Genomic DNA, 20,537 nt, shown 5'->3' on the forward strand with positions numbered 1-20,537 from the left:
TTCCGGCTCGAACGTCGTCCATCCCGGGTGCGACCGACGAGAAGGGGCCGAACCCAACTCATGTTCACCATGAATCAGACAAGCCGTGGCGGGTCACCACACAAACGGAGATTCCGATTCGGGAACCTGGTCGCCGCCGCGACCGCCGGAGTCCTCGGCGCCGCGATGCTGGCCGCCCCCGCCGCGCAGGCCGACACCGACCCCTTCGGCGCCGGTCCGGCGCCCGTGCCCGTCGACCGGTCCACGGCCGGTCCGGCTCCCCAGCTGACGGGCGACCAGCAGGCCGTCGTGGCGGCGCGGTCCACGGCGAAGGCCACCGGGAAGCCCGTGGTGGTCGACGCCCTGACCACCGAGACCTCGCAGACCCTCGTCAACCCGAACGGCACCCTGACCACGACGGCCGCCGCGCAGGCGGTCCGGACCAAGCAGGGCACCACCTGGTCGGACCTCGACGCGACGCTGCACAGCAACGCGGACGGCAGCCTCAGCCCCGCCGTCTCCTCGGCCGGACTGACCCTCTCCGGCGGCGGCACCGGCCCGATGGCCACCCTGACCACCCGGGACGGCAAGAAGCTGTCCGTCGCCTTCCCCTCCGCGCTGCCGAAGCCCACGCTGTCCGGCCCGACCGCGACCTACCACGGGGTCCTGCGGCCCGACGTGGACCTCCAGGTCACCGCGCTCCCCAATGGCGGCTGGCGCGACGTCATCATCGTGCGCACCGCCGAGGCCGCGGCCGATCCGGCCCTGAAGAAGCTGCGCTTCCCGATCACCACGACCGGCCTGACCACCACGACGGACGCCGAGGGCCGCATCGTCCTCAAGGACGAGACCGGCGCGGTGCGGATCGACGCGGCGACCCCCTACCAGTGGGACTCCAGCACCGCGGGCTCCGCCCCGGGCGCCGCGAAGGCCAAGGGCGCGGCATCACTGTCCGCCGCCGCCGACGACAACGGCGCCCCGCCGGCCGACGTGTCGACCGCCGAGGCCCCCGGAACGGCGGCCGTCGTGTCGAAGATCGCCGTGGCCGCGGACAACACCGGCATCGAACTCACCCCCGACGCCGCCACGTTCGGCAAGGGCACCGGCCCCTGGTACCTCGACCCCACGATCAGCGTCTCCGGGAGCACCCAGGCGTACGCCCAGGTCCAGGAGTACAACCCGGGCTCCAGCTACACCAGCAACATGAGCAGCCTCGGGGTCGGCTACTGCGGCTACAGCGACTGCAGCGGCCGCGGCCGCGAGCGCATCTACTACCAGATCGGCATCCCGGCCGAGCTCCGCACCAAGCCGAACGGCGCTCCGTCGCTGCCGACCATCTACGGCTCCACGCTGTACACCACGGTCACCAGCGCGGCCAGCCCCGGCACCCAGGTCCCGGTCGGGGTGTACCTGGCCGGCGGCATCTCCGACGGCGGCGCCTACGGCACCATCAACGGCGGCACCAACTGGAACAACCAGCCCTGCAACGGGGGCGGCACCATGGGCGGCTGCCCCAAGATCGCCTCCCCCGTCACCACGGTCATCGGGAACGGACCGGTCAACTACGACGTGACGAACGCGGTCCGCGAGAAGGCCGGCTGGTCGTGGACGAGCTGGATCATCGGGATCGCCCCGGACGACGAGTCGAACAAGCTCTACCGCCAGCACTACTCGACCAACCCGTACGTCGTCACCAACTACGACCTGGCGCCGAGCATCTGGTGGCCGCGCACCTCCCCGACGCCCGGTACGGCCTCGGACGGCAAGCAGAGCGAGTGCACCTCGGGCGGCGCCTACCCGTGGACCAACCCCGGCTGGGTGGGGGCCAACCAGAACATCACCCTCACCGCCAGCAACTGGTCCCCGGCCAACATGAACCTCCACACGGTGTTCCGGATGTGGGACGACAACGACTCCTCGTTCGGCTTCGCCGGTGACAGCGGCTGGGCCGGGAGCTGGAACCCCAACGGCGTCAGCGTGAACGTCGGCTCCCTCGCGGACGGCCACCAGTACGGCTGGACGGCGAACGCCTACGACGCCGACCCGCCGAACCAGGGCCTCGGCTCGGCCGAGACCCCGTGGTGCTACTTCCGCGTCGACAGGACCCCGCCCGTCGTCTCCGTCACCTCCACCGACTTCCCGCCGGTCGGCACCCCCAACCCGACGCCCTCGAAGTACAGTTCCGACCCGGGCACCTTCACCCTCTCCGGCTGGGACCCGGACCCGGCGGGCGGCCCCGTCGGCGGCCACTCCGGCCTCGCCTGCTTCCGCTGGACCACCAACTCGACCCCCGCCACCGGCTGGCGCTGCGACGACAGCAGGACCGGTGCGGCCAACAACATCGACACCGGGGTCGTGTCGGCCTCCCAGGGCACCTTCACCTTCACCCCCGGCCGGTGGGGCACCAACATCCTGTACGTCCAGGGGCAGGACAACGCGGGCAACTACAGCCAGCCCGTCGCCTACGCCTACTACGCGCCGTGGAAGCCGGGCAGCCTGCCGATGTTCGGCGACCTCACCGGTGACGGCAAGCCGGACATCCTGGTGCCCGACTCGACCGGCAAGCTGCTGCTGGTCCAGCCGTCCCTCGACCCGAGCACGGCCGCCGGCATCTCCGGCACCTCGGCCGCGGCCCCCGGCGGCCAGGGCTGGAAGAACGTCCAGATCACCCACCGCGGTTCCCTGCGCGGCAACGCCAACGCCGACGAACTGATCGCGCACCCCGCGGGCGACGAGTTCATGTACCTGTACCAGAACGACGGCCACGGTTCCTTCTTCAAGCGGGTGTCGTTCTCCAAGGCCGGCACCGGCAACGACGCCGTCGTCTGCCAGGACGTCAACGGCACTCCGCTGGCGAACGGCTGCCCGGCCGACTTCGGCGGCGAGAGCTGGGCGACGACCACCCAGATCTTGGCCCTCGGCACCCCGGAGGGCGAGAACACCAAGGACGCGAGCGGCAAGACCGTCCTGACCAAGACCTCCCTGCTCGCGGTGATCGGCAAGAAGCTGTGGCTCTTCCCGCCGGACACCAACAACGCGATCCTGCTCAACGGGACCAGCAACGAGGTCTCCACGGGTGACTGGAGCAACTTCGACCTGGTCAACCCCGGTCCCGCCAACGGCAACACCGGCACCGACAGCAACCCCGTCCGCCAGGCCACCCTGTGGGCCCGCGACCGCGCGGACGGCCGCGTCCTGGCCTTCCCGATCACCAGGAACGCGGACGGCTCCACCAACTACTCCACCCTGGCCGACCCCACCAAGGGCACCGTCATCGGGACCGGGTTCACCGTCGCCCAGTACCCGACCGTCGGCTCCTCCGGCGACATCAGCGGCGACGGCCTCGCCGACCTGTGGACCCTCTCCGCGAGCGGGGCCCTCCAGCTCTGGCAGGGCACGAACAGCAGCACCGTCGCCGGCCGCGTGACCGGGTTCGCGACGACGCCGGTCTTCCTGGGCACCCCGGGAGGCAAGATGGTCAAGAACTCCTACAGCAACCGCTGCCTCCTCGTCTACGGCGCGAACAACTACAACGGCGCGCCCGCGGCCCAGCACGACTGCGACGCCAAGAACTCCGACCAGGTCTGGGAGTTCAACGACGTGGCGGGCGGCGGCTACCAGATCCGCAACAAGTTCAGCAACCGCTGCCTCGTCGTCTACGCCAACAACAGCGGCAACGGCGCACCGGCCGCGCAGAACGACTGCAACCCCAACTACGCCGACCAGGTCTGGAACCTGGACCCGGTGGCGGGCGGCGGGTACCAGCTCCGCAACAAGTTCAGCAACCGCTGCCTCGTCGTCGTCGCCGCGAACAACAACAACGGCGCACCGGCCACCCAGTTCGACTGCAACGCCGGCTGGGCCGACCAGGTCTGGCGCTTCTGACGGACGGCCTCCCGCACCCGGGGCCCGGGTCCCGCCCGTGAGCGGGCCCGGCCCCCGAGCGGGGCCGGACACCCGAACGGCGCCTTCCGCACCACACCGGTGCGGAAGGCGCCGTTCGTCTCCCCAGGTACCCCCCTCCGCACCCCGCCGCTCAGCCCGCGGCCTTCCCCGCCGCCTGCGGCCGCGCCTGCCCGGCCCCCGCCCGGCCCAGTTCCGCCAACCGCCGCAGGCTGGCCCGGCGCTGGAGCGCGCCGAGGCCGACGGTCGCCGCACCGAGCCCCAGCCAGCCGACCGGCCCGGCCGCCATCACCACCCCGGTCAGCAGCAGCGGGCCCGCCGACTTCTGCACCGACTGGGACATCCCGGCGACCCCCAGGTACGAGGCCCGGGCACCCGGCGGCGCCAGCACGACCGCCAGCTCCCAGGAGCTCACCGAGCGCAGCAGCTCCGCCAGGGTGACCAGCATCGCCGCGGCCAGCAGCGCCACCGAGGCCACCCACGGCCCGGCGCCGGTCGCGAGCACCAGCAACAGGCAGCTCGCCAGCACCGTCACCCCGTACCAGCGCACCGCCGAGGCCGCCCCGCGCGGGCCCTCCGCCCAGGCCGAGACCCGCAGTTGGAGCAGCACCACGAGCACCGTGTTGAGCACCAGGACGACCGGGACGACGGCGTGCGGCGCACCGGTGTGGTGGACCAGCCAGAGCGGCAGGCCGACGTTGAGGATCGAGTCGTCCAGGTTCAGCGGCACGTCCAGCAGGACGAAGAGCAGGTAGCCGCGGTCGCGCCAGGGGCTCGGCACCGCCGACGGCTCCCCGCCGCCGCCCGCTCCTGTCGCCTCCCCGGCCTCCGCGGCGACCAGGCCGCGCCCGGCCGGTTCCCGGGTGCGCCAGACCAGCACGGCGGCCAGCACGTAGGACAGCCCGTTGGCCGCGATCAGCACCCGGTAGGCGGCCGTGGTCCCGGCCGCCAGCCCGATCGCGGCGATGCCGGCGCCGAACGCGTACCCGGCGTTGGCGACGCTGCGGAACAGCGCCTGGTAGGTGGCCCGGCGCTCGCCCGCCACCCGGGTCGCGAACAGCATCTCCAGCGTCTTGGCCGCCCGCTCGGCCAGGCAGATCAGGGCCACCACGGGCAGCAGCGCCGCGAAGTCGTCGACCACCAGCAGCAGTCCCATCGCGCCCAGCCGCAGCAGGTGGCAGCCGATCAGCAGCCACCGGACCGGCACCCGCTCGGCCGCCCGCCCGGCCAGCGGGGAGCCGGCGATCCCCGTCACCGCGCCCACTCCGAGCAGCAGTCCCAGCTGCCGTGCGTCCATCCCGCACACGTAGGTGAAGTACAGCACCGAGGCGGCCGCCCACAGCCCCGTCCCGGTCCGGTCGACGCACTGCGCCAGCAGCATGATCCGCGCGTCCCGCCCGCCCGGCGGCCGCCGCAGCTGCGCCATCAGTCCGTTCCCCCGCATGGCAGGCCCCCGTCGTGTCAGTCGTGCCGGCCTCGTGGCAGGCATCGCCCCTCCGCATTAATCTCGATATCAAGATACTTCACATCAAGAGACTTTTGGAACCCCCGGAAACGCCGGTGGTGCCCCCGTCGCGAGGACGTCGGCGCGACCCTCGACGCACGGCGGACGGTGCGCCACACTCTCCCCAGCAGCACCCGCGCTCCCAACGCACCCGCGCTCCCAACGCACCGGCACGACGCCACGACCACCGCACAACGGAGAGCCACACGGTGACCACTCGTCAACTGCTGGAGATCGCCTTCTCGTCCGGACGGTCCGGGTCCGGACCGGCCACCTGGGGCCAACGGGCCGTCTGGGACGCCGTGCGACAGCTGCCGCCGGCCGACGCGCCGCGCTACAACATCGCCACCGAGGCGCCACTGGACCCGGGGCTGCCGCTGCCCGTCCTGCTCGCCGCCCTGGAGCGGCTGCTGCACCTGCACGACTCGCTGCACACCCGGCTGCTCCCGGACGAGGACGGCTGCCTCCGCCAAGTGGTCGACCCCGACGGCTCCCTGGGGGTCCACCTGCTGTCCGCCACGGCGGACGAGGACCCGGCCGAGCTCGGCGCCCGGCTGCACGGGGAACTGGCGGCCCGGGCCTTCGACACCGCCGACCAGTGGCCCATCCGGATCGGCGCCGTGACGGCGGCCGACGGGCTGGTCCGGCACGTCAGCCTGGTGCTCTCGCACACCGCGGTGGACGGCTCCGGGATGAGCCGCCTGGTCGCCGACCTGTCCGCACTCTGCCTCGGCGCCTCCCCCGAGCGGCTGGCCGATCTGCGCACCACCGCCCAACAGCCACTCGAGGAGGCCGAGTTCCAGAGCTCCGAGCGGGGCCGGCGACGCGACACGGGGGCCCGCAGGCAGTTCGTGCGCAAGCTCCGGCTGGGCCCGCCCCGGCTCTTCCCGCCGGCCATCGAGCAGGCCGTCACCGAGCAGTCCGGCTCCGAGCCGCCCGCCCCGTTCCCGAACGCGGTGCTCCGATCCCCCACCCTGCCCCGCGCCCTGGAGCGGGTGGCGGCCACCCACCGGGTCAGCACCGGCTCGGTCCTGCTGGCCGCGACGGCCACGATGACCGCCCGGCTCTCCGGCTCGGCCGAGGCCGTGCTGAACGTCGTGGTCAACAACCGCTTCCTGCCCGAGCTGGCCAACGCGGTGAGCGTGGTCGCGGGCGACGGGCTGTTCCACCTCCCGGACGCCACCGCCGGGTTCGGCGACGTCGTGCGCCGCACCCACGCCGCCGCGATCGGCACCTACCGCCACGCGTACTACGACAAGTCGGCACTGGCCGCGGAGGTCGCCCGGCTGACCGCCGAGGGCGTCCGACTCGCCGACCGTTCCTGCGTGTTCAACGACACCCGTGAGCTGCTCCCGGCCGCGGCCGACCCCGGCAGCGACCGGACCACCCTCACCTGGCCGGTGGAGTTCGAGCCGCGCCCGGGCCTGACCTACGCCCTGGACGCGCTCCAGTCCGCCGAGGCACTGAGCCTGGCCATGACGGCCGACCCGGCCGTGCTCCCGCGCGCCGCGATGGAACGGTTCCTCTACGGCATCGAGGAGCTGATCCTCACCGAGGCCGCGGCGGAACGGGCACCGGCCTGATCACCCCGGACACGCCCCGGGGCACCCGGCGACCGGCGGGCGCCCCGCCCGGCCGGGCGCCCGGCGACGCCCCGCCCGACCCCCCGAGCTGACGGAGGGTACCCCCAGCCTGACCGACTGTCAGTGTCACGCGCTATGGTCGGCCCCGAACGATCCGCACCAACCGCACCGCCGTCACCAGGAGGCACCATGACGACACCGGGCACCGCCCCGCTCACCACCGCCGACCTCGTGGAGGGCTGGCGCCGCGTGGGCGTCCGCGACGGCATGGCACTGATCGTGCACTCCTCGCTCTCCAGCCTCGGCCGGGTCGAGGGCGGCGCCGCGGCGGTGGTGGCCAGCCTGCGCGAGGCGGTCGGCCCGGACGGCACCGTCGCCGTGCCCGCCTTCACCTCCGACACGGTCCGCGACCCGGCCCCCGGACACAGCGGGCCGCCCAGCGCCGACATAGTGGAGCGTCGGGCCGCCGTCCCGCTGTTCCACCCCGAACTCCCCTCCGCCATGGGCGCCGTGGCGGAGGCGCTGCGGGCCCTGCCGGAGGGCCACCGCAGCTCCCACCCCCAGGTCTCGGTCGCCGCGGTCGGCGCGCACGCCCGGGAGGTCACCGCCCGCCGTTCGCTCGGCTTCGCCGTCGGCCGGGAGTCGCCGTTCGGCGCGCTGCACGACCTCGGCGGGTACGTGCTGCTGGTCGGCGTCGGGCACAACCGCAACACCTTCCTGCACTACGCCGAGACCTTCGCCCCCAACCGCCGGCTCAAGCTCCGCCGCTTCCCGATGGCGATCCAGGGCGAGCGGGTCTGGATCGAGGCGCCGGACGTGGCGGACGACAACGACACCCACTTCCCGGTCGTGGGCCGGGAGTTCGAGGAGCAGGCGGGCATCCGCGAGGTCCTGGTCGGCAGCGCGCCCTGCCGACTGGTCCCGGTCCGCGACCTCATACCCTTCGCTGTCCGCCGCCTCACCGAACTGCTGGCGGCGGACGGCCCGGGAGCGGCGTAGCCCCGGGCCGACGGTTCCCGCCGTGCGCGCGGGAGCCGTCGGCCGGACCAGCCGTGCCGTCAGTTGTGCTGCCCGTGCTCCGAGTTGGTCTCCTGGATCTTCTTCCAGGACTTCGGCTCCACCGGCAGCTGCCCCTGCGCCCGGTCCGCGCCGGGAGCCAGTGCCGCCTGGGCGCCCTGCGCGACCGGCCCGACGGCCGGCTTGCCGGCGGTGAACAGCCAGGTGTCGAACAGGTCCCCGAGCTTCTGCCCGGACACCTTCTCCGCGTACGCCTGGAACTCCGGGACGGTGGCGTTGCCGTAGCGGCGCTCGGTCGGCCAGCCCTTCAGGATCCGGAAGAACTTCTCGTCCCCGACAGCGTGGCGCAGCGCCTGGATGGCCATCGCACCGCGGTAGTACACCGGGCTGGAGAACACGTAGTCCTCCCCCGGGTCGCCCGGCTTGACGCTCCAGAACGGGTCACCGGCCGGACGGGCGGCGTAGATGTAGTCGACCAGTTCCTGCACGGTGCCCTCGTTCTCGTGCTCGGACCAGAGGAACTGCGCGTACGTGGCGAAACCCTCGTTCAGCCAGATGTCGCTCCACCGCGAGACCGAGACGCTGTCCCCGTACCACTGGTGGGCCAGCTCGTGCGCGACCACCGAGGTGTTGGAGCCCCGGTCGAAGTTCCCGGGGCCGTAGATGACCCGGGTCTGGCTCTCCAGTGCGCCGCTGCTCTGGAGGTTGGGGACGTAGCCGCCGGCGGAGCTGAAGGGGTACTCGCCGAAGTAGCCGCTCAGCCAGTCCACCAGCTCGCCGGTGCGCTCGACGCTCGCCCGCGCCGCCGCGGCGTTCTCCCCGAGGTCCTTGCTGTACGCGTTGTAGACCGGCACCCCGCTCGCCGTGGTGTCCTGGCTGATGTCGAACTTGCCGATCGCGAGGGTCGCCAGGTAGGTCGCCTGCGGCTTGTTCTCGCGCCAGCTGTACCGGGTCCAGCCCGCCTGCGAGCTGGTGCCGGTCAGCACGCCGTTGCTGATCACCTGGTTGCCGTTCGGCACCAGCACCGAGACGTCGAAGGTGGCCTTGTTGCTCGGGTGGTCGTTGCTCGGGAACCACCACCCGGCCGACACGGGCTCGCCGGACGCCACCGCACCGTCCGGGGTGCGGCGCCAGGCGCTGTAGCCGTACCTCGTCACGGTGGACGGCACGTCCTTGTACCGCACCACCACGGTGGCCTGGCTGCCCTTGGCGAGCGGCCGGGCGGGGGTGATCTCCAGCTCCTGGTCGCCGCTGGTGGCGAAGGTGGCCGGCCGGCCGTTGACCAGGACCTCCGAGACCTTCAGCGTGAAGTCGAGGTTGAACCGCGAGAGGTCCTGGGTCGCCGTGGCCAGGATGGTGGTGGTGCCTTCGAGCTCGTCGGTGGCGGGCTGGTACTTCAGCCGGATGTCGTAGTGCGAGACCTTGTACCCGCCGTTGCCGAAGGTCGGCATGTATGGATCCCCGACGCCGTCCGCGCCGGGTTCGAAGCCGGTGGCCGAGGCCGGGACGGCCAGGAACAGGCTCAGGGCACTGGCAGCAGAGACGATCAGCCTCTTTCGCACGTGGTCCTCCAGGGATCACCGGAACGATTGGATTGGATCGATCCTTGTCCCAAAAGTGCTCGCCCGCCCACCAGTTGTGAGATTTTGATGAAAAGAAACACGCCGAATGACGGCTTCGCAGCAGCGCCGCGAAGCCGTCATGCCGCCGTGCGTTCATCCGCGACTGTCCGTCAGCTGTGCGCCTCGTGCACCGAGTTGGTCTCCTGGATCTTCTTCCAGGACTTCGGCTCCACCGGCGGCTGCCCCTGCTCCTGGCCCACGCCGGCGGCCAGTGCGGCCGGGGCGCCCTTCGGCACCGGCCCGACGGCCGGCTTGCCGACGGTGAACAGCCAGGTGTTCAGCACGTCCCCGAGCTTCTGGCCCGAGACCTTCTCCGCGTACGCCTGGAACTCCGGGATGGTGGCGTTGCCGTAGCGGCGCTCGGTGGGCCAGCCCTTCAGGATCCGGAAGAACTTCTCGTCCCCGACGGCGTTGCGCAGCGCCTGGACGGCGACGGCCCCCCGGTCGTACACGGCGCTCGCGAACTGGTCGTCCGGGCCCGGGTCGCCCGGCTTGACGCTCCAGAACGGGTCGTCCGCCGGGTGCGACGCGTAGACGTAGTCGGCCAACTCCTGTGCGGTGCCCTCGTTCTCGTGCTCGGACCAGAGGTACTGCGAGTACCGGGCGAAGCCCTCGTTCAGCCAGATGTCGCTCCACCGCGAGAGCGAGACGCTGTCCCCGTACCACTGGTGCGCCAGCTCGTGCACGACCACCGAGGTGTTGGAGCCCTTGGCGAACTGCCGGGGGCTGTAGAAGACCCGGGTCTGGGTCTCCAGGGCGTAGCCGGTCGTCACGTTGGGCACGTAGCCACCGACCGAGCTGAAGGGGTACTCGCCGAAGTAGCCGCTCAGCCAGTCCACCAGCTCGCCGGTGCGCTCGACGCTCGCCCGCGCCGCGTCCGCGTTGTCGCCGAGGTCCTTGCTGTACGCGTTGTAGACCGGCAGCCCGCTCGCCGTGGTGTCCCGGGTGATGTCGAACTTGCCGACCGCCAGCGTGGCCAGGTACGTCGCCTGCGGCTTGTTCTCGCGCCAGCTGTACCGGGTCCAGCCGGCCTGGGAGGAGGTGCCGGTCAGCACGCCGTTGCTGATCACCTGGTTCCCGTCCGGCACCAGCACCGAGACGTCGAAGGTGGCCTTGTCGCTCGGGTGGTCGTTGCTCGGGAACCACCACCAGGCGGCCTCGGGCTCGTTGGCCGCCACGGCGCCGTCCGGGGTGCGGTGCCAGCTGGTGAAGCCGTACTTCTTCACGGTGGACGGCACGCCCTTGTACCGCACCACGACCGTGGCCTGGGAGCCCTTGGCGAGCGGCCGGGCGGGGGTGATCTCCAGTTCCTGCTCCCCGCTGGTGGCGAACTTCGCGGCCCGGCCGTTGACCCGGACCTCGGAGACGTTCAGCGCGAAGTCGAGGTTGAACCGGGAGAGGTCCTGGGTGGCGGTGGCCAGGATGGTGGTGGTGCCTTCGAGCTCGTCGGTGGCCGGCTGGTACTTCAGCCGGATGTCGTAGTGCGAGACCTTGTACCCGCCGTTCCCGTAGGTCGGGTAGTAGGGGTCGCCCACCCCGGCCGCGCCGGGGTGGAAGTCGGATGCCGAGGCGGGGACGGCCAGGAACAGGCTCAGGGCGCTGGCAGCAGAGACGATCAGCCTCTTGCGCACGTGGTCCTCCAGGGATCACCGGAACGATTGGATTGAATCGATCCTTGTCCCGGAAGCCCTCGTTCCACTCCCTGATTGTGAGATGTTCATGAAAAGAAACGCGCCGACATCACACCGACGCACTCACGTCGCCGGGCTCACGCCGTCACGACTCACGCCCCGAGCACCACCGGCGCCCTCACCAGCGAGCCGTACTCCGTCCACGAGCCGTCGTAGTTCTTCACGTGCGGGTACCCGAGCAGTTCGGTGAGCGCGAACCAGGTGTGCGCGGACCGCTCGCCGATCCGGCAGTACGCGATCACCTCGCGCTCCGACTCCACACCCTTCCCCCCGTACAGCGCCCTCAGCTCCTCGGCCGACCGGAACGACCCGTCGTCGTTGGCCGCCTGCGACCAGGGGACGTTGATCGCGCCCGGAATGTGCCCGGGCACCTGCGCCTGCTCCTGCGGCAGGTGCGGGGGCGCGATCAGCTCGCCCCGGAACTCCGCCGGCGAGCGGACGTCCACCAGCACCGCGTCCGCCCCGGGCTTGGCGAACACCTCGGCCTTGGCCAGGACCTCGTCCCGCAGCGCCCGCAGCTCCGGCCGCTCGGGCCCGCTCAGCCGGTAGTCGGTGTGCTGGTAGTCCATCACCTCGCGGGTGAGCTCCCGCGCCTCCAGCTCCCACTTCTTGCGCCCGCCGTCCAGCAGCCGCACCGGCCCGAAGCCGCGCAGCCGCAACAGCCAGTAGGCGTAGGCGGCGAACCAGTTGTTGTTGCCGCCGTACAGCACCACGGTGGTGTCGTCCTCGACCCCGGCCGCCCGCAGCAGGTGCTGGACGCCGTCGCGGTCGATGTAGTCCCGGCCGACCTGGCTGTGCAGATCGGTGCTCCAGTTCCAGCCGACCGCGCCGGGGATGTGGTCCCGGTCGTAGGCCTCGGTGTCCTCGTCCACCTCGACGACCCGGATCGTCCCGTCGTCCAGGTGGTGGGCCAGCCACTCGGTGCGGACCAACGCCTCGGGGTGCGCGTAGCCGTTGCCGGTCATCCCGGACCCTCCTTCGCTCTGCCCAGGGCTGCGACGCCCGACCACGGGCACTGCGGGCCGCACGACCACGGCGGGACGTACGGGCACGGCGGGGCGCCGGCGACCGGGCCGGACAGTTCGAACCTACGCCGACCGTCCGGCCCGGTCCACCCCGCGCTCCCCGGTGCTCAGGAGAAGACGACCGAGCGCAGCTTCAGCCGGTCGCTCGCCTTCTTGTCGGGGTTCAGGACGTAGTACTCACCGTCGCAGTCGAAGTCCTTGAAGACCGTGGCCGTGGACCGGGTGATGTTCTCCGGCGCGAAGGCCGGCTCGGCCGCCGTGGCCTCCGGAATGTCGATGCACCGGCCGCTCGGCGGGTTGAACAGCGCGCCCGTGGCGCCGGGGCCGTACTTGTAACCGAACTTTCCCTGCGCCGCGTCGGCGGAGACCGGAACGGCGAGGACGAGGGCGATGGCGCTGGCTGCGGCGAGCACGGCGTTGCGGAGACGCATGAGTGAGGGCCTTTCAGGTGGTACTCGGCGGTACCCGGTTGGTTGATGCGAGATCACCCTAGAGGCCCAAAATTCGCAGAAACGGTTCTTCTAATCCACCTATTCGAGTGGTTTAGAGGTTAAAGCCGCTACCCGCCTTCATTCGAAAGTTACCGGCAATCCCACTCAGTTCGGCGGCGCCGTGAAGGAGTACCCCGAGTCGATCAGCACCGGCAGATAGGCCTTCAGCGCCGCCACCGTCTGTGACCGGTCCCCGCCGCCGTCGTGGTTGAGCACGATCGACCCGGGCCGGACGCTCTTGAGGACGCGGTCGATGATCGCCGAGGTCCCCGGCCGGGCCCAGTCCCGCGGGTCCACCGACCAGGCCATGTTCCGCATCCCGAGGTCGGCGGCGATCCTGAGCGAGGCCGCGGACCAGTCCCCGCCCGGCGCGCGGAACCAGGTGGGCTGCCGGCCGGTGGTCCGCTGCAGCAGGTCGGAGGTGCGCTCCAGTTCGTCCCGCACCTGGGTCTCGGACAGGTGCCGCAGCTCCGGGTGGGTCCAGGTGTGGTTGGCGATGTGGTGGCCGCGGTCCGCGATCTCCCGCACCAGGGCGGGGTGCTCGACCGCGTTCTCGCCGATCAGGAAGAACGTCGCCCGGATGCCGTACTGCTCGAACAGGGCCAGCACGGTCGGCGTGTGCCGGGGGTCCGGGCCGTCGTCGATGGTGAGCGCCACGACCCGCTGCGCCGGGTCCAGGTCGTACACCGGCTTGGCCTCCGACTCGGTGAGCACCCGGCGCACGGGCACCGCGCCCGACGCGGCGGAGGGGGCCGCGGACGGCGGCGCCGGCGAGGGCACCGTGGACGGCGTGCCCGTCGGGGCGCCCACCGCGGGCGCGGCCGACGCGGCGTCCGGGACGCCGGGTGCCCCCTCGGACCCTGCCGGCGCGGACGGGGCGGACGGGGCGGACGGGGCGGACGGGGCGAGGGCGTCGGTCGCGCCCGATCCACCGCCCTCCCCGCCGTTCCAAGGGCTCCGACAGCCGGCGGCCATCCCCACAAGGGACATTCCGGCCGCAACCAACAGCAATCTTCGCGAAGTAATCTGACGATCTGACAGCATTCTGGATGCTTCCCCCGGTCGCCATCACCCCTCCCCGGGGGCAACTCCGACGGACCCGATCACCACTCCGACGGCCCAGGGACACCGCCCGCACACATGGTGTCCCGGGTTCTTCCACTGATCTTCCCCGACCGGACGCTCCACCTCCCGTCCGGACCGCTACGCTGTGCCTTCCCCAGTGTGATGATCTGCCATCAGAGTCAGAGGACGTGGCCATGACGACAAGTCAGGACTCCCCCCGCCCGGGCCCGCAGGACGACGCCGCCGAGCTCAGCCAGTGGGAGCGCTTCGGTGTCGACACCACCGCCCCGCACTCTGCGCGCGTGTACGACTACTGGCTGGGCGGGAAGACCAACTTCCCGCCCGACCGCGCCATGGGACAGGCCATCGAACAGGCCGTGCCGAGCGTCAAGGAGATGGCCAAGGCCAACCGGGCGTTCCAGGGCCGGGCCGTCCGCTACCTGGCGCAGGAGCACGGCATCCGCCAGTTCCTCGACCTCGGCACCGGCATCCCGACCTCGCCGAACACTCACGAGATCGCCGAAGCGGTCAGCCCCGGGACCCGGGTGGTCTACGTCGACAACGACCCGATCGTGCTCGCCCACGCCCGTGCGCTGATGGTCTCCAGCCCGGCCAGCCGCACCACCTACATCCACGCCGACCTGCGCAAGCCCGAGGAGCTGTTCGCCGACCCGGCGCTCACCGCCACCCTCGACCTCACCCAGCCGGTCGGCCTGCTGATGATCGCCGTACTGATGCTGATCGCCGACGAGGACGACCCCTGGGGCCGGGTCGCCGCGCTGCGCGACGCCCTGCCGGCCGGCAGCTGCATCGCGCTGACCACCCCCACCCCGGACTTCGACCCGGAGGCCGTCGGCCAGGTGGCCGCCGCCGCCCGGGCCGGCGGGATGACCCTGGTGCCGCGCGGCTACGACGACGTGGTCCGCTTCTTCGACGGCTGGGACCTGATCGAACCGGGCGTCGCCCCGGTGCTGGCCTGGCGCCCGGACGGCGAGCCGCCGGCCGACCCGAAGGCCGCGTACTACTGGGGCGGCGTCGCGATCAAGCGCTGACGCCGGCGGGCGGGGTGGGAGGGCCACGGGCCGTCCCACCCCGCCTCATTTCAGCAGCCGCGACAGCCGTCGGTCCGCCAGCGGCTTGCCACCGGTCTGACAGGTCGGGCAGTACTGGAGCGAGGAGTCCGCGAAGGACACCTCCCGGATGGTGTCCCCGCACACCGGGCAGGGCTCGCCCGTCCGGCCGTGCACCCGCAGCCCGAGCTTCTTCTCCGACTTCAGCTCCCCCGCCGCCAGCCCGTGCGAGCGCTCCACCGCCTCGCGCAGCGTGCCGCCGAGCACCTCGTACAGCCGGGCCACCTCGTCCTCGGTCAGGCTCCCGGCCACCTTGTACGGCGACATCCGGGCCGCGTGCAGCACCTCGTCCGAGTAGGCGTTGCCGACTCCGGCCAGCACGCTCTGGTCCCGCAGCACGCCCTTGATCCGACGCCGCTCGTCGCGCAGCAGGGCGGCGAAGTCCCCCAGGGTGAAGGCCGGGTCCAGCGGGTCCGGACCGAGCCTGGCCACCGCCGGCACCTCGGTCGGGTCCCGGACCACGTGGACCGCGAGCCCCTTCTTCGATCCGGCCTCGGTGAGGTCGAAGCCGTCCGCCGCCCCGCCCTCCAGCCGTACCCGCAGCGCCAGCGGGTTCCGCGGGCTCGGCCGCGGCGGCTGGTCGGGCAGGCCCTCCTTCCAGCGCAGCCAGCCGGCCCGGGCCAGGTGGACCACCAGGTGCAGCCCCTCGGCCTCGATGTCCAGGAACTTGCCGCGTCTGGTCACCGGACCGATCGTCCGCCCCTCCAGCGCCGTCACCGGCGGGTCGTACGTCTTCAGTGCGCTGATCGCCACCGGCTGCACGCGGGCGATCACGCGCCCGGTCAGCCGCTCGGACAGGAAGGCGCTCAGCGCCTCGACCTCGGGCAGCTCCGGCATGCGGCCAGTCTCCCGCAGCCCGCCGCCCACCGCGCGCTCACCCGCCGCCCCCTGCACCCACCCCCACCCACCCGCTCTCCGCCCCCGCCCGCCGCCGCTTTTGCCCGCCCCCACCCCGAGGCGCAGGCTGGGAACGAGGGAGGTGCCGCGCCGCCATGAGCACCCTTGAGGAACAGATCGACATCGCCGTCCCCGTCCTCGCCGCCTGGGAGCAGCTGCACCGGGTGCACGAGTACCCGCGGTTCGTCGACGGCGTCCGCAGCGCCCACCCGCACGGCCGGAACCTCGCCCACCTCGGGGTGGCGATCGGCGGCGCCGAGCGCTCCGTGGACACCGAGATCACCGACCGCGGCCGGGGCCGGGTGATGGCCTGGCGGACGCTCGACGCCCTCCGGCTGCGCGGCGCCTTCGCGCTGCGGCCGCTCGACGCCCGGCACACCCGGCTGCAGATCCGGGTGGAGTACGACCCGGAGGCGGTCCACCGGGAGTTCGGCGGACCGCGCGGCTTCGCCCAGGCCGGGGCGATCGAGCGGGCGGTGCGCGAGGACCTGGCCCACTTCCGGGAGCTGGTCGAGGCCCGGGTGAACGCCTCCGACACCCGCTCCGCGCGCCCCGAAGCCCACTCGGCGCGCCCCGACGCCGCCCCGGCGGGCCCCGACTCCACCGCCCCGGCAAGCCCCACCCCCCACTCGTCGGACCCCGACGCCCGCCCGTAAGCACCGCATAAGCCCAGCTCAGCCCGGGTGGTGAGGCTGTTCACAGCGCCCCACCGGGCCGACCGTTCCGCTTTCAACCTGTGGCAGACTCGGAAGCCATGGACATCGGCCCGGTCACCAGGACGCTCCGCGCGGCGGTCTTCGCCGCGCTGGTCGTGCTGCTCGCCGGGCTCGGCCAGGTGCTGGTCACCGGCCGCGCGCTGCCGGTCGGCCCGATGCTGCTGGCCTCGGCCGCCGTCTTCGCGGTGGCCTACGCGCTGGCCGGCCGCGAGCGCGGCTACCCGGCGATCGCCGCGGTGTTCCTGCCGCTGGAGCTGGCCGCCGGCGCGCTGTTCGACCTCGCGCAGAGCTCCTGTCCCTCCCTGCCGCCCGGCGCCGGGCACGGCCTCCAGCCACTGCTGTGCGGTGGCGGTTCGCTCGGCGGCTTCCTGCTCGGCCACGGCGTCTCCGCGCGGACCGGAGTGCTGCTGCTCCTGCTGCTGCACACCGCGATCGCGCTGGCCGGCGCCTACTGGCTGCGCCGCGCGGACGCCGCGCTGTGCTGCCTGACCGGTGCCGTCCGGATGCTGGGCGAGTTCCTGCACCGCCACCTGCCGGCCGCCGCCCGCTGGCTGCGGCTGCTGGTCGCGCCGCTGCCGGCCCGCCCGCTGGCGCGGGTGCCGTTCCCCCGGGCCAGCCGCACGCTGGTCCCCGCCGAGGACGTCGTCGTCCGCCCGGCCGTCCGGCGCGGTCCGCCGGCGTTCGCCCTGGCCGCCTGAGCCGTAGCGCCGAGCCTTCGGCGCTCCCGCCCGCCCAGCCGGCTGTCTCTCCCCCTCGCGCGCCGGCCCCGACGCGCCGCGCGCCCTCCCGTACGCCCGAGAGCACAGGACGACGACACCCCATGAGCAACACCCGCAAGACCGACAACAAGACCTCCGCCACCGAGCGCATGCGCTCCGCCCGCGCCCAGGCCGAGCGCTCCGACCGGATCCGCCGCCGGGTGGTGGTCGGCGGCGCCTCCGTCGCCGTGCTCGCCCTCGCGGCGGGCGTGGCCTTCGCCGTCGGCGGCTCCTCCGGGTCCGGTTCGACCGCCGCGAACGGCCCGCTGGTCGTCCCGGCCAACGCGACCGGCACCGACGGCACCGTGATCACCTACGGCAAGGCGGACGCCCCGCACACGCTGGAGGTCTACGAGGACTTCCGCTGCCCGTTCTGCGAGCAGCTGGAGACCACCACCGGCAAGGCCCTGCAGCAGCTCGCCGACGACGGCACGTACAAGATCGAGTACCACCTGGCGACGTTCCTGGACAACAACCTCGGCGGCAAGGGCTCGCGCACCGCGCTGGCCGCCGCCGGCGCCGCGCTGAACGAGGGCGTGGACAAGTTCAAGGCGTTCCACGACGTGCTGTACGCCAACCAGCCGGACGAGCGCAGCGACTCCTTCGGCGACGTCAACCACGTCCTGGACCTGGCCGGCCAGGTGCCGGGCCTGAAGACCGACGCCTTCGTCAAGGCCGTCCAGGACGGCACCTACGTGCCGTGGGCGGCCAAGGTCAACGCGGAGTTCAACAAGAGCGACGTCACCGGCACCCCGACCGTGAAGCTGGACGGCAGGAAGCTGGACGTCCTCACCAACGGCAAGGCCGTCTCCCCCGAGCAGTTCACCGCGATGGTCAAGCAGGTGACCGGATGACGGCCGGCGCCCCCGCCGCCCGGCCCTCCTACGGCGCGAGCCGCCCGTTCGCCTGGCTGCTGCTGGTCGGCGGCGCGGTCGGGCTGTTCGCCTCGGCGGTCCTCACCCTGGACAAGATCAAGCTGCTGAAGGACCCGTCGTACGTCCCCAGCTGCAACATCAACCCGATCATCAGCTGCGGCTCGATCATGCGCAGCGAGCAGGCCGAGGCCTTCGGCTTCCCCAACTCGCTGATCGGGCTGGTCGCCTTCGGGGTGGTCGTCGCGGTCGGCGCCGGGCTGCTCTCCGGCGCGACGTACCGGCGCTGGTTCTGGCTCGGCCTCCAGGCCGGGACGGTGTTTGGCGTCGGCTTCGTGACCTGGCTGATGTACCAGGCGCTGTACCGGATCGGCGCGCTCTGCCCGTACTGCATGGTGGTGTGGGCCGCGGTGATCCCGCTGTTCTGGTACACGACGCTGCACAACCTGCGCTCCGGCGTGATCCCGGTGGGCCCGCGCCTGCGGGTGGTCGTCCGGGAGGCGGCCCGCTACCACTGGGTCGTCCCGGCGCTCTGGTACGCGGTGATCGCGCTGCTGGTCCTCAACCGGTTCTGGTACTACTGGAGCACCCTGATCTGATCCCCGTCCGCCGCCCTGCCGTCCCGTCGGGGAGGGCGGCGGACCATCCTCCCGGTGGGGTGCCATGCGCCGCAGGATCGTCCTCTTCGTGTCCCTCTCGGTCGACGGCTACTTCGAGGGGCCGGGCCACGACCTCGGCTGGAACCTCGTCGACGACGAGGTGCACGCCCACTTCAACCATGTGCTCGCCCGTATGGGTGGTTTCGTCTCCGGCCGGGTGACGCACGAGCTGATGGCCTCCTACTGGCCCACCGCCGACCAGGACCCGGCCGCCGACGGCCCGACGGTCGAGTTCGCGGGCATCTGGCGCGCGATGCCGAAGACCGTCTTCTCCCGCACCCTCGACCGCGCCGACTGGAACACCACCGTCGTCCGCGAGGTCACCCCCGAGTCGGTCGCCGCCCTCACCGCCGGCCCCGGCGGCGACCTCACCCTCAGCGGCGCGAACCTGGCCGCGTCCTTCCTCGCCCAGGACCTGGTCGACGAGTTCCGCCTCTACGTCCACCCCGTCGTCCTCGGCCGCGGCGCCCTCTTCTTCCGCCCGTCCGACCGGCCCCTCCCGCTCGCCCCGAAGGACACCCACCGCTTCGCCAACGGCGTCACCCTGCTCCACTACGAGCGCGGCGGCCCGTCACCCCTGGACGGGTGACGGGCCGCGGTGCCCGGCGCGGGCGGGCCGGTCAGAAGACGTAGGCCTCGACCTCGGCGAGGAGTTCGGCGCGGCGCCGCTCGTCGACGAACGAGGCGCGGAAGGAGTTGGCGGCCAGCAGCCGCATCGTCTCCTGGTCGAGGGCGAGGGCCTCGCGGACGGCGCGGAAGTTGTCCTCCACGTAGCCGCCGAAGTACGCCGGGTCGTCGGAGTTGACGGTGACCAGCAGGCCGGCCTCCAGCATCTCGTCCAGCGGGTGGTCGGCGATCGTGTCGATGCAGCGCAGCCGGACGTTGGAGAGCGGGCAGAGGGTCAGCGGGATCTGCTCGCGCACCAGGCGGGCGACCAGCTCGCCGTCCTCCAGGCAGCGCAGCCCGTGGTCGATCCGCTCGACGCCGAGGACGTCCAGCGCCTCGGTGATGTACGAGGCCGGGCCCTCCTCGCCCGCGTGGGCGACCCGGCGCAGCCCGGCCTCGGCGGCCCGGCGGTACACCTCGCGGAACTTCACCGGCGGGTGGCCGACCTCGGCGGAGTCCAGGCCGATGCCCGCGATCCGGTCGAAGTACGGGCGGGCGGCCTCGAAGGTCTCCAGCGCGGACTCGGCGGACTCGTCCCGCAGGAAGCACATGATCAGCTGGGTGCTGATGCCGTACCGCTCCTCGCCGCGCTCCAGCGCCCGGGTCAGCCCGTCGACCACCACGCCCAGCGGCACTCCGCGCGCGGTGTGCGCCTGCGGGTCGAAGAAGATCTCCGCGTGCCGCACGCCCTGCTCGGCGGCCCGGGCCAGGTAGGCGTCGGCGAGGTCGGCGAAGTCGTCCTCGGTGCGCAGCACGGCCATCAGCGCGTAGTAGAGGTCCAGGAAGGACTGGAGGTCGCTGAAGGAGTACGCCTCGCGCAGCGCCTCGGTGTCGGCGTACGGCAGCTGGATGCCGTTGCGGGCGGCGAGCTCGAAGGCGAGTTCGGGCTCCAGGGTGCCTTCGATGTGCAGGTGGAGTTCGGCCTTGGGAAGCGGCATGTGCGATCTGTCCGAGCGGTA

Annotated in this window: 17 protein-coding genes; 9 read left to right on the forward strand and 8 right to left on the reverse strand. The window is 72.4% G+C overall.

Annotated elements, in window-relative coordinates; translation table 11 throughout:
- The first annotated feature begins 69 nt into the window (after positions 1-69).
- Positions 70-3,864 (forward strand): RICIN domain-containing protein, encoded by a 3,795-nt coding sequence (locus ACFRAR_RS01845; RefSeq protein ID WP_380693595.1) that lies wholly within the window; start codon positions 70-72, stop codon positions 3,862-3,864.
- Positions 3,865-4,015: 151 nt separating this feature from the next.
- Here the strand turns inward: ACFRAR_RS01845 and ACFRAR_RS01850 are convergent, their stop codons facing one another.
- The gene (locus ACFRAR_RS01850; protein WP_380693598.1) at positions 4,016-5,308 is read right to left on the reverse strand and encodes an MFS transporter; all 1,293 of its coding nucleotides are present in this window, start codon (positions 5,306-5,308) and stop codon (positions 4,016-4,018) included.
- 287 nt (positions 5,309-5,595) lie between these two features.
- On the opposite strand from ACFRAR_RS01850, the gene ACFRAR_RS01855 reads away from it, so the two are divergent.
- Together ACFRAR_RS01855 and ACFRAR_RS01860 are read left to right on the forward strand one after the other, a co-directional pair.
- Positions 5,596-6,969, forward strand: a complete 1,374-nt coding sequence (locus ACFRAR_RS01855) for a condensation domain-containing protein (RefSeq protein WP_380693601.1) — start codon at positions 5,596-5,598, stop codon at positions 6,967-6,969.
- A gap of 189 nt (positions 6,970-7,158) precedes the next feature.
- The gene (locus ACFRAR_RS01860) at positions 7,159-7,968 is read left to right on the forward strand and encodes an aminoglycoside N(3)-acetyltransferase (protein ID WP_380693603.1); all 810 of its coding nucleotides are present in this window, start codon (positions 7,159-7,161) and stop codon (positions 7,966-7,968) included.
- Between the two features lie 59 nt (positions 7,969-8,027).
- On the opposite strand, the gene ACFRAR_RS01865 is transcribed toward ACFRAR_RS01860, so the two are convergent.
- The 5 genes from ACFRAR_RS01865 to ACFRAR_RS01885 form a co-directional block, all read right to left on the reverse strand.
- Positions 8,028-9,548, reverse strand: a complete 1,521-nt coding sequence (locus tag ACFRAR_RS01865; protein WP_380693605.1) for a M1 family metallopeptidase — start codon at positions 9,546-9,548, stop codon at positions 8,028-8,030.
- Between the two features lie 170 nt (positions 9,549-9,718).
- On the reverse strand, positions 9,719-11,239 hold the full coding sequence (locus ACFRAR_RS01870) for a M1 family metallopeptidase (RefSeq protein ID WP_380693608.1): 1,521 nt from the start codon (positions 11,237-11,239) through the stop codon (positions 9,719-9,721).
- Between the two features lie 152 nt (positions 11,240-11,391).
- A complete protein-coding gene (locus tag ACFRAR_RS01875) occupies positions 11,392-12,264 on the reverse strand; it encodes a sulfurtransferase (protein WP_380693610.1) in 873 nt (290 codons plus the stop codon).
- A gap of 167 nt (positions 12,265-12,431) precedes the next feature.
- Positions 12,432-12,755, reverse strand: a complete 324-nt coding sequence (locus ACFRAR_RS01880) for a hypothetical protein (protein WP_380693612.1) — start codon at positions 12,753-12,755, stop codon at positions 12,432-12,434.
- Positions 12,756-12,920: 165 nt separating this feature from the next.
- On the reverse strand, positions 12,921-13,595 hold the full coding sequence (locus ACFRAR_RS01885) for a polysaccharide deacetylase family protein (RefSeq protein ID WP_380693615.1): 675 nt from the start codon (positions 13,593-13,595) through the stop codon (positions 12,921-12,923).
- A gap of 479 nt (positions 13,596-14,074) precedes the next feature.
- Between ACFRAR_RS01885 and ACFRAR_RS01890 the strand changes: the two genes are divergently transcribed.
- Entirely contained in the window at positions 14,075-14,932 is an 858-nt protein-coding gene (locus tag ACFRAR_RS01890) for an SAM-dependent methyltransferase (protein ID WP_380693617.1), read from the forward strand.
- A 45-nt stretch (positions 14,933-14,977) separates the two neighbouring features.
- On the opposite strand, the gene ACFRAR_RS01895 is transcribed toward ACFRAR_RS01890, so the two are convergent.
- Positions 14,978-15,847: an Fpg/Nei family DNA glycosylase gene (locus ACFRAR_RS01895; protein WP_380693619.1), complete on the reverse strand. Its 870-nt coding sequence runs from the start codon at positions 15,845-15,847 to the stop codon at positions 14,978-14,980.
- 155 nt (positions 15,848-16,002) lie between these two features.
- Between ACFRAR_RS01895 and ACFRAR_RS01900 the strand changes: the two genes are divergently transcribed.
- The 5 genes from ACFRAR_RS01900 to ACFRAR_RS01920 all read left to right on the forward strand — a co-directional run bounded on the left by ACFRAR_RS01900 (position 16,003) and on the right by ACFRAR_RS01920 (position 19,501).
- The gene (locus tag ACFRAR_RS01900) at positions 16,003-16,563 is read left to right on the forward strand and encodes an SRPBCC family protein (protein ID WP_380693621.1); all 561 of its coding nucleotides are present in this window, start codon (positions 16,003-16,005) and stop codon (positions 16,561-16,563) included.
- 98 nt (positions 16,564-16,661) lie between these two features.
- On the forward strand, positions 16,662-17,321 hold the full coding sequence (locus ACFRAR_RS01905; RefSeq protein ID WP_380693624.1) for a hypothetical protein: 660 nt from the start codon (positions 16,662-16,664) through the stop codon (positions 17,319-17,321).
- A 122-nt stretch (positions 17,322-17,443) separates the two neighbouring features.
- On the forward strand, positions 17,444-18,235 hold the full coding sequence (locus ACFRAR_RS01910) for a DsbA family protein (RefSeq protein ID WP_380693626.1): 792 nt from the start codon (positions 17,444-17,446) through the stop codon (positions 18,233-18,235).
- Positions 18,232-18,852: a vitamin K epoxide reductase family protein gene (locus ACFRAR_RS01915; protein ID WP_380693629.1), complete on the forward strand. Its 621-nt coding sequence runs from the start codon at positions 18,232-18,234 to the stop codon at positions 18,850-18,852. The genes ACFRAR_RS01910 and ACFRAR_RS01915 overlap by 4 nt, the downstream gene beginning before the upstream one ends.
- 64 nt (positions 18,853-18,916) lie before the next feature.
- Complete coding sequence (locus tag ACFRAR_RS01920; RefSeq protein WP_380693632.1) at positions 18,917-19,501, forward strand: dihydrofolate reductase family protein; 585 nt, start codon at positions 18,917-18,919, stop codon at positions 19,499-19,501.
- 31 nt (positions 19,502-19,532) lie between these two features.
- Here the strand turns inward: ACFRAR_RS01920 and ACFRAR_RS01925 are convergent, their stop codons facing one another.
- On the reverse strand, positions 19,533-20,516 hold the full coding sequence (locus tag ACFRAR_RS01925; RefSeq protein WP_380693634.1) for an adenosine deaminase: 984 nt from the start codon (positions 20,514-20,516) through the stop codon (positions 19,533-19,535).
- Between the last annotated feature and the right edge of the window lie 21 nt (positions 20,517-20,537).

Source organism: Kitasatospora sp. NPDC056651, assembly GCF_042792155.1.
Lineage (GTDB): Bacteria > Actinomycetota > Actinomycetes > Streptomycetales > Streptomycetaceae > Kitasatospora.

Coding starts and splice junctions, on each gene's coding strand:
- ACFRAR_RS01845 (WP_380693595.1), top strand. CDS start 70: ATGAATCAGACAAGCCGTGGCGGGTCACCACACAAACGGAGATTCCGA.
- ACFRAR_RS01850 (WP_380693598.1), bottom strand. CDS start 5,308: ATGGCGCAGCTGCGGCGGCCGCCGGGCGGGCGGGACGCGCGGATCATG.
- ACFRAR_RS01860 (WP_380693603.1), top strand. CDS start 7,159: ATGACGACACCGGGCACCGCCCCGCTCACCACCGCCGACCTCGTGGAG.
- ACFRAR_RS01875 (WP_380693610.1), bottom strand. CDS start 12,264: ATGACCGGCAACGGCTACGCGCACCCCGAGGCGTTGGTCCGCACCGAG.
- ACFRAR_RS01880 (WP_380693612.1), bottom strand. CDS start 12,755: ATGCGTCTCCGCAACGCCGTGCTCGCCGCAGCCAGCGCCATCGCCCTC.
- ACFRAR_RS01890 (WP_380693617.1), top strand. CDS start 14,075: ATGACGACAAGTCAGGACTCCCCCCGCCCGGGCCCGCAGGACGACGCC.
- ACFRAR_RS01895 (WP_380693619.1), bottom strand. CDS start 15,847: ATGCCGGAGCTGCCCGAGGTCGAGGCGCTGAGCGCCTTCCTGTCCGAG.
- ACFRAR_RS01900 (WP_380693621.1), top strand. CDS start 16,003: ATGAGCACCCTTGAGGAACAGATCGACATCGCCGTCCCCGTCCTCGCC.
- ACFRAR_RS01905 (WP_380693624.1), top strand. CDS start 16,662: ATGGACATCGGCCCGGTCACCAGGACGCTCCGCGCGGCGGTCTTCGCC.
- ACFRAR_RS01910 (WP_380693626.1), top strand. CDS start 17,444: ATGAGCAACACCCGCAAGACCGACAACAAGACCTCCGCCACCGAGCGC.
- ACFRAR_RS01915 (WP_380693629.1), top strand. CDS start 18,232: ATGACGGCCGGCGCCCCCGCCGCCCGGCCCTCCTACGGCGCGAGCCGC.
- ACFRAR_RS01920 (WP_380693632.1), top strand. CDS start 18,917: ATGCGCCGCAGGATCGTCCTCTTCGTGTCCCTCTCGGTCGACGGCTAC.
- ACFRAR_RS01925 (WP_380693634.1), bottom strand. CDS start 20,516: ATGCCGCTTCCCAAGGCCGAACTCCACCTGCACATCGAAGGCACCCTG.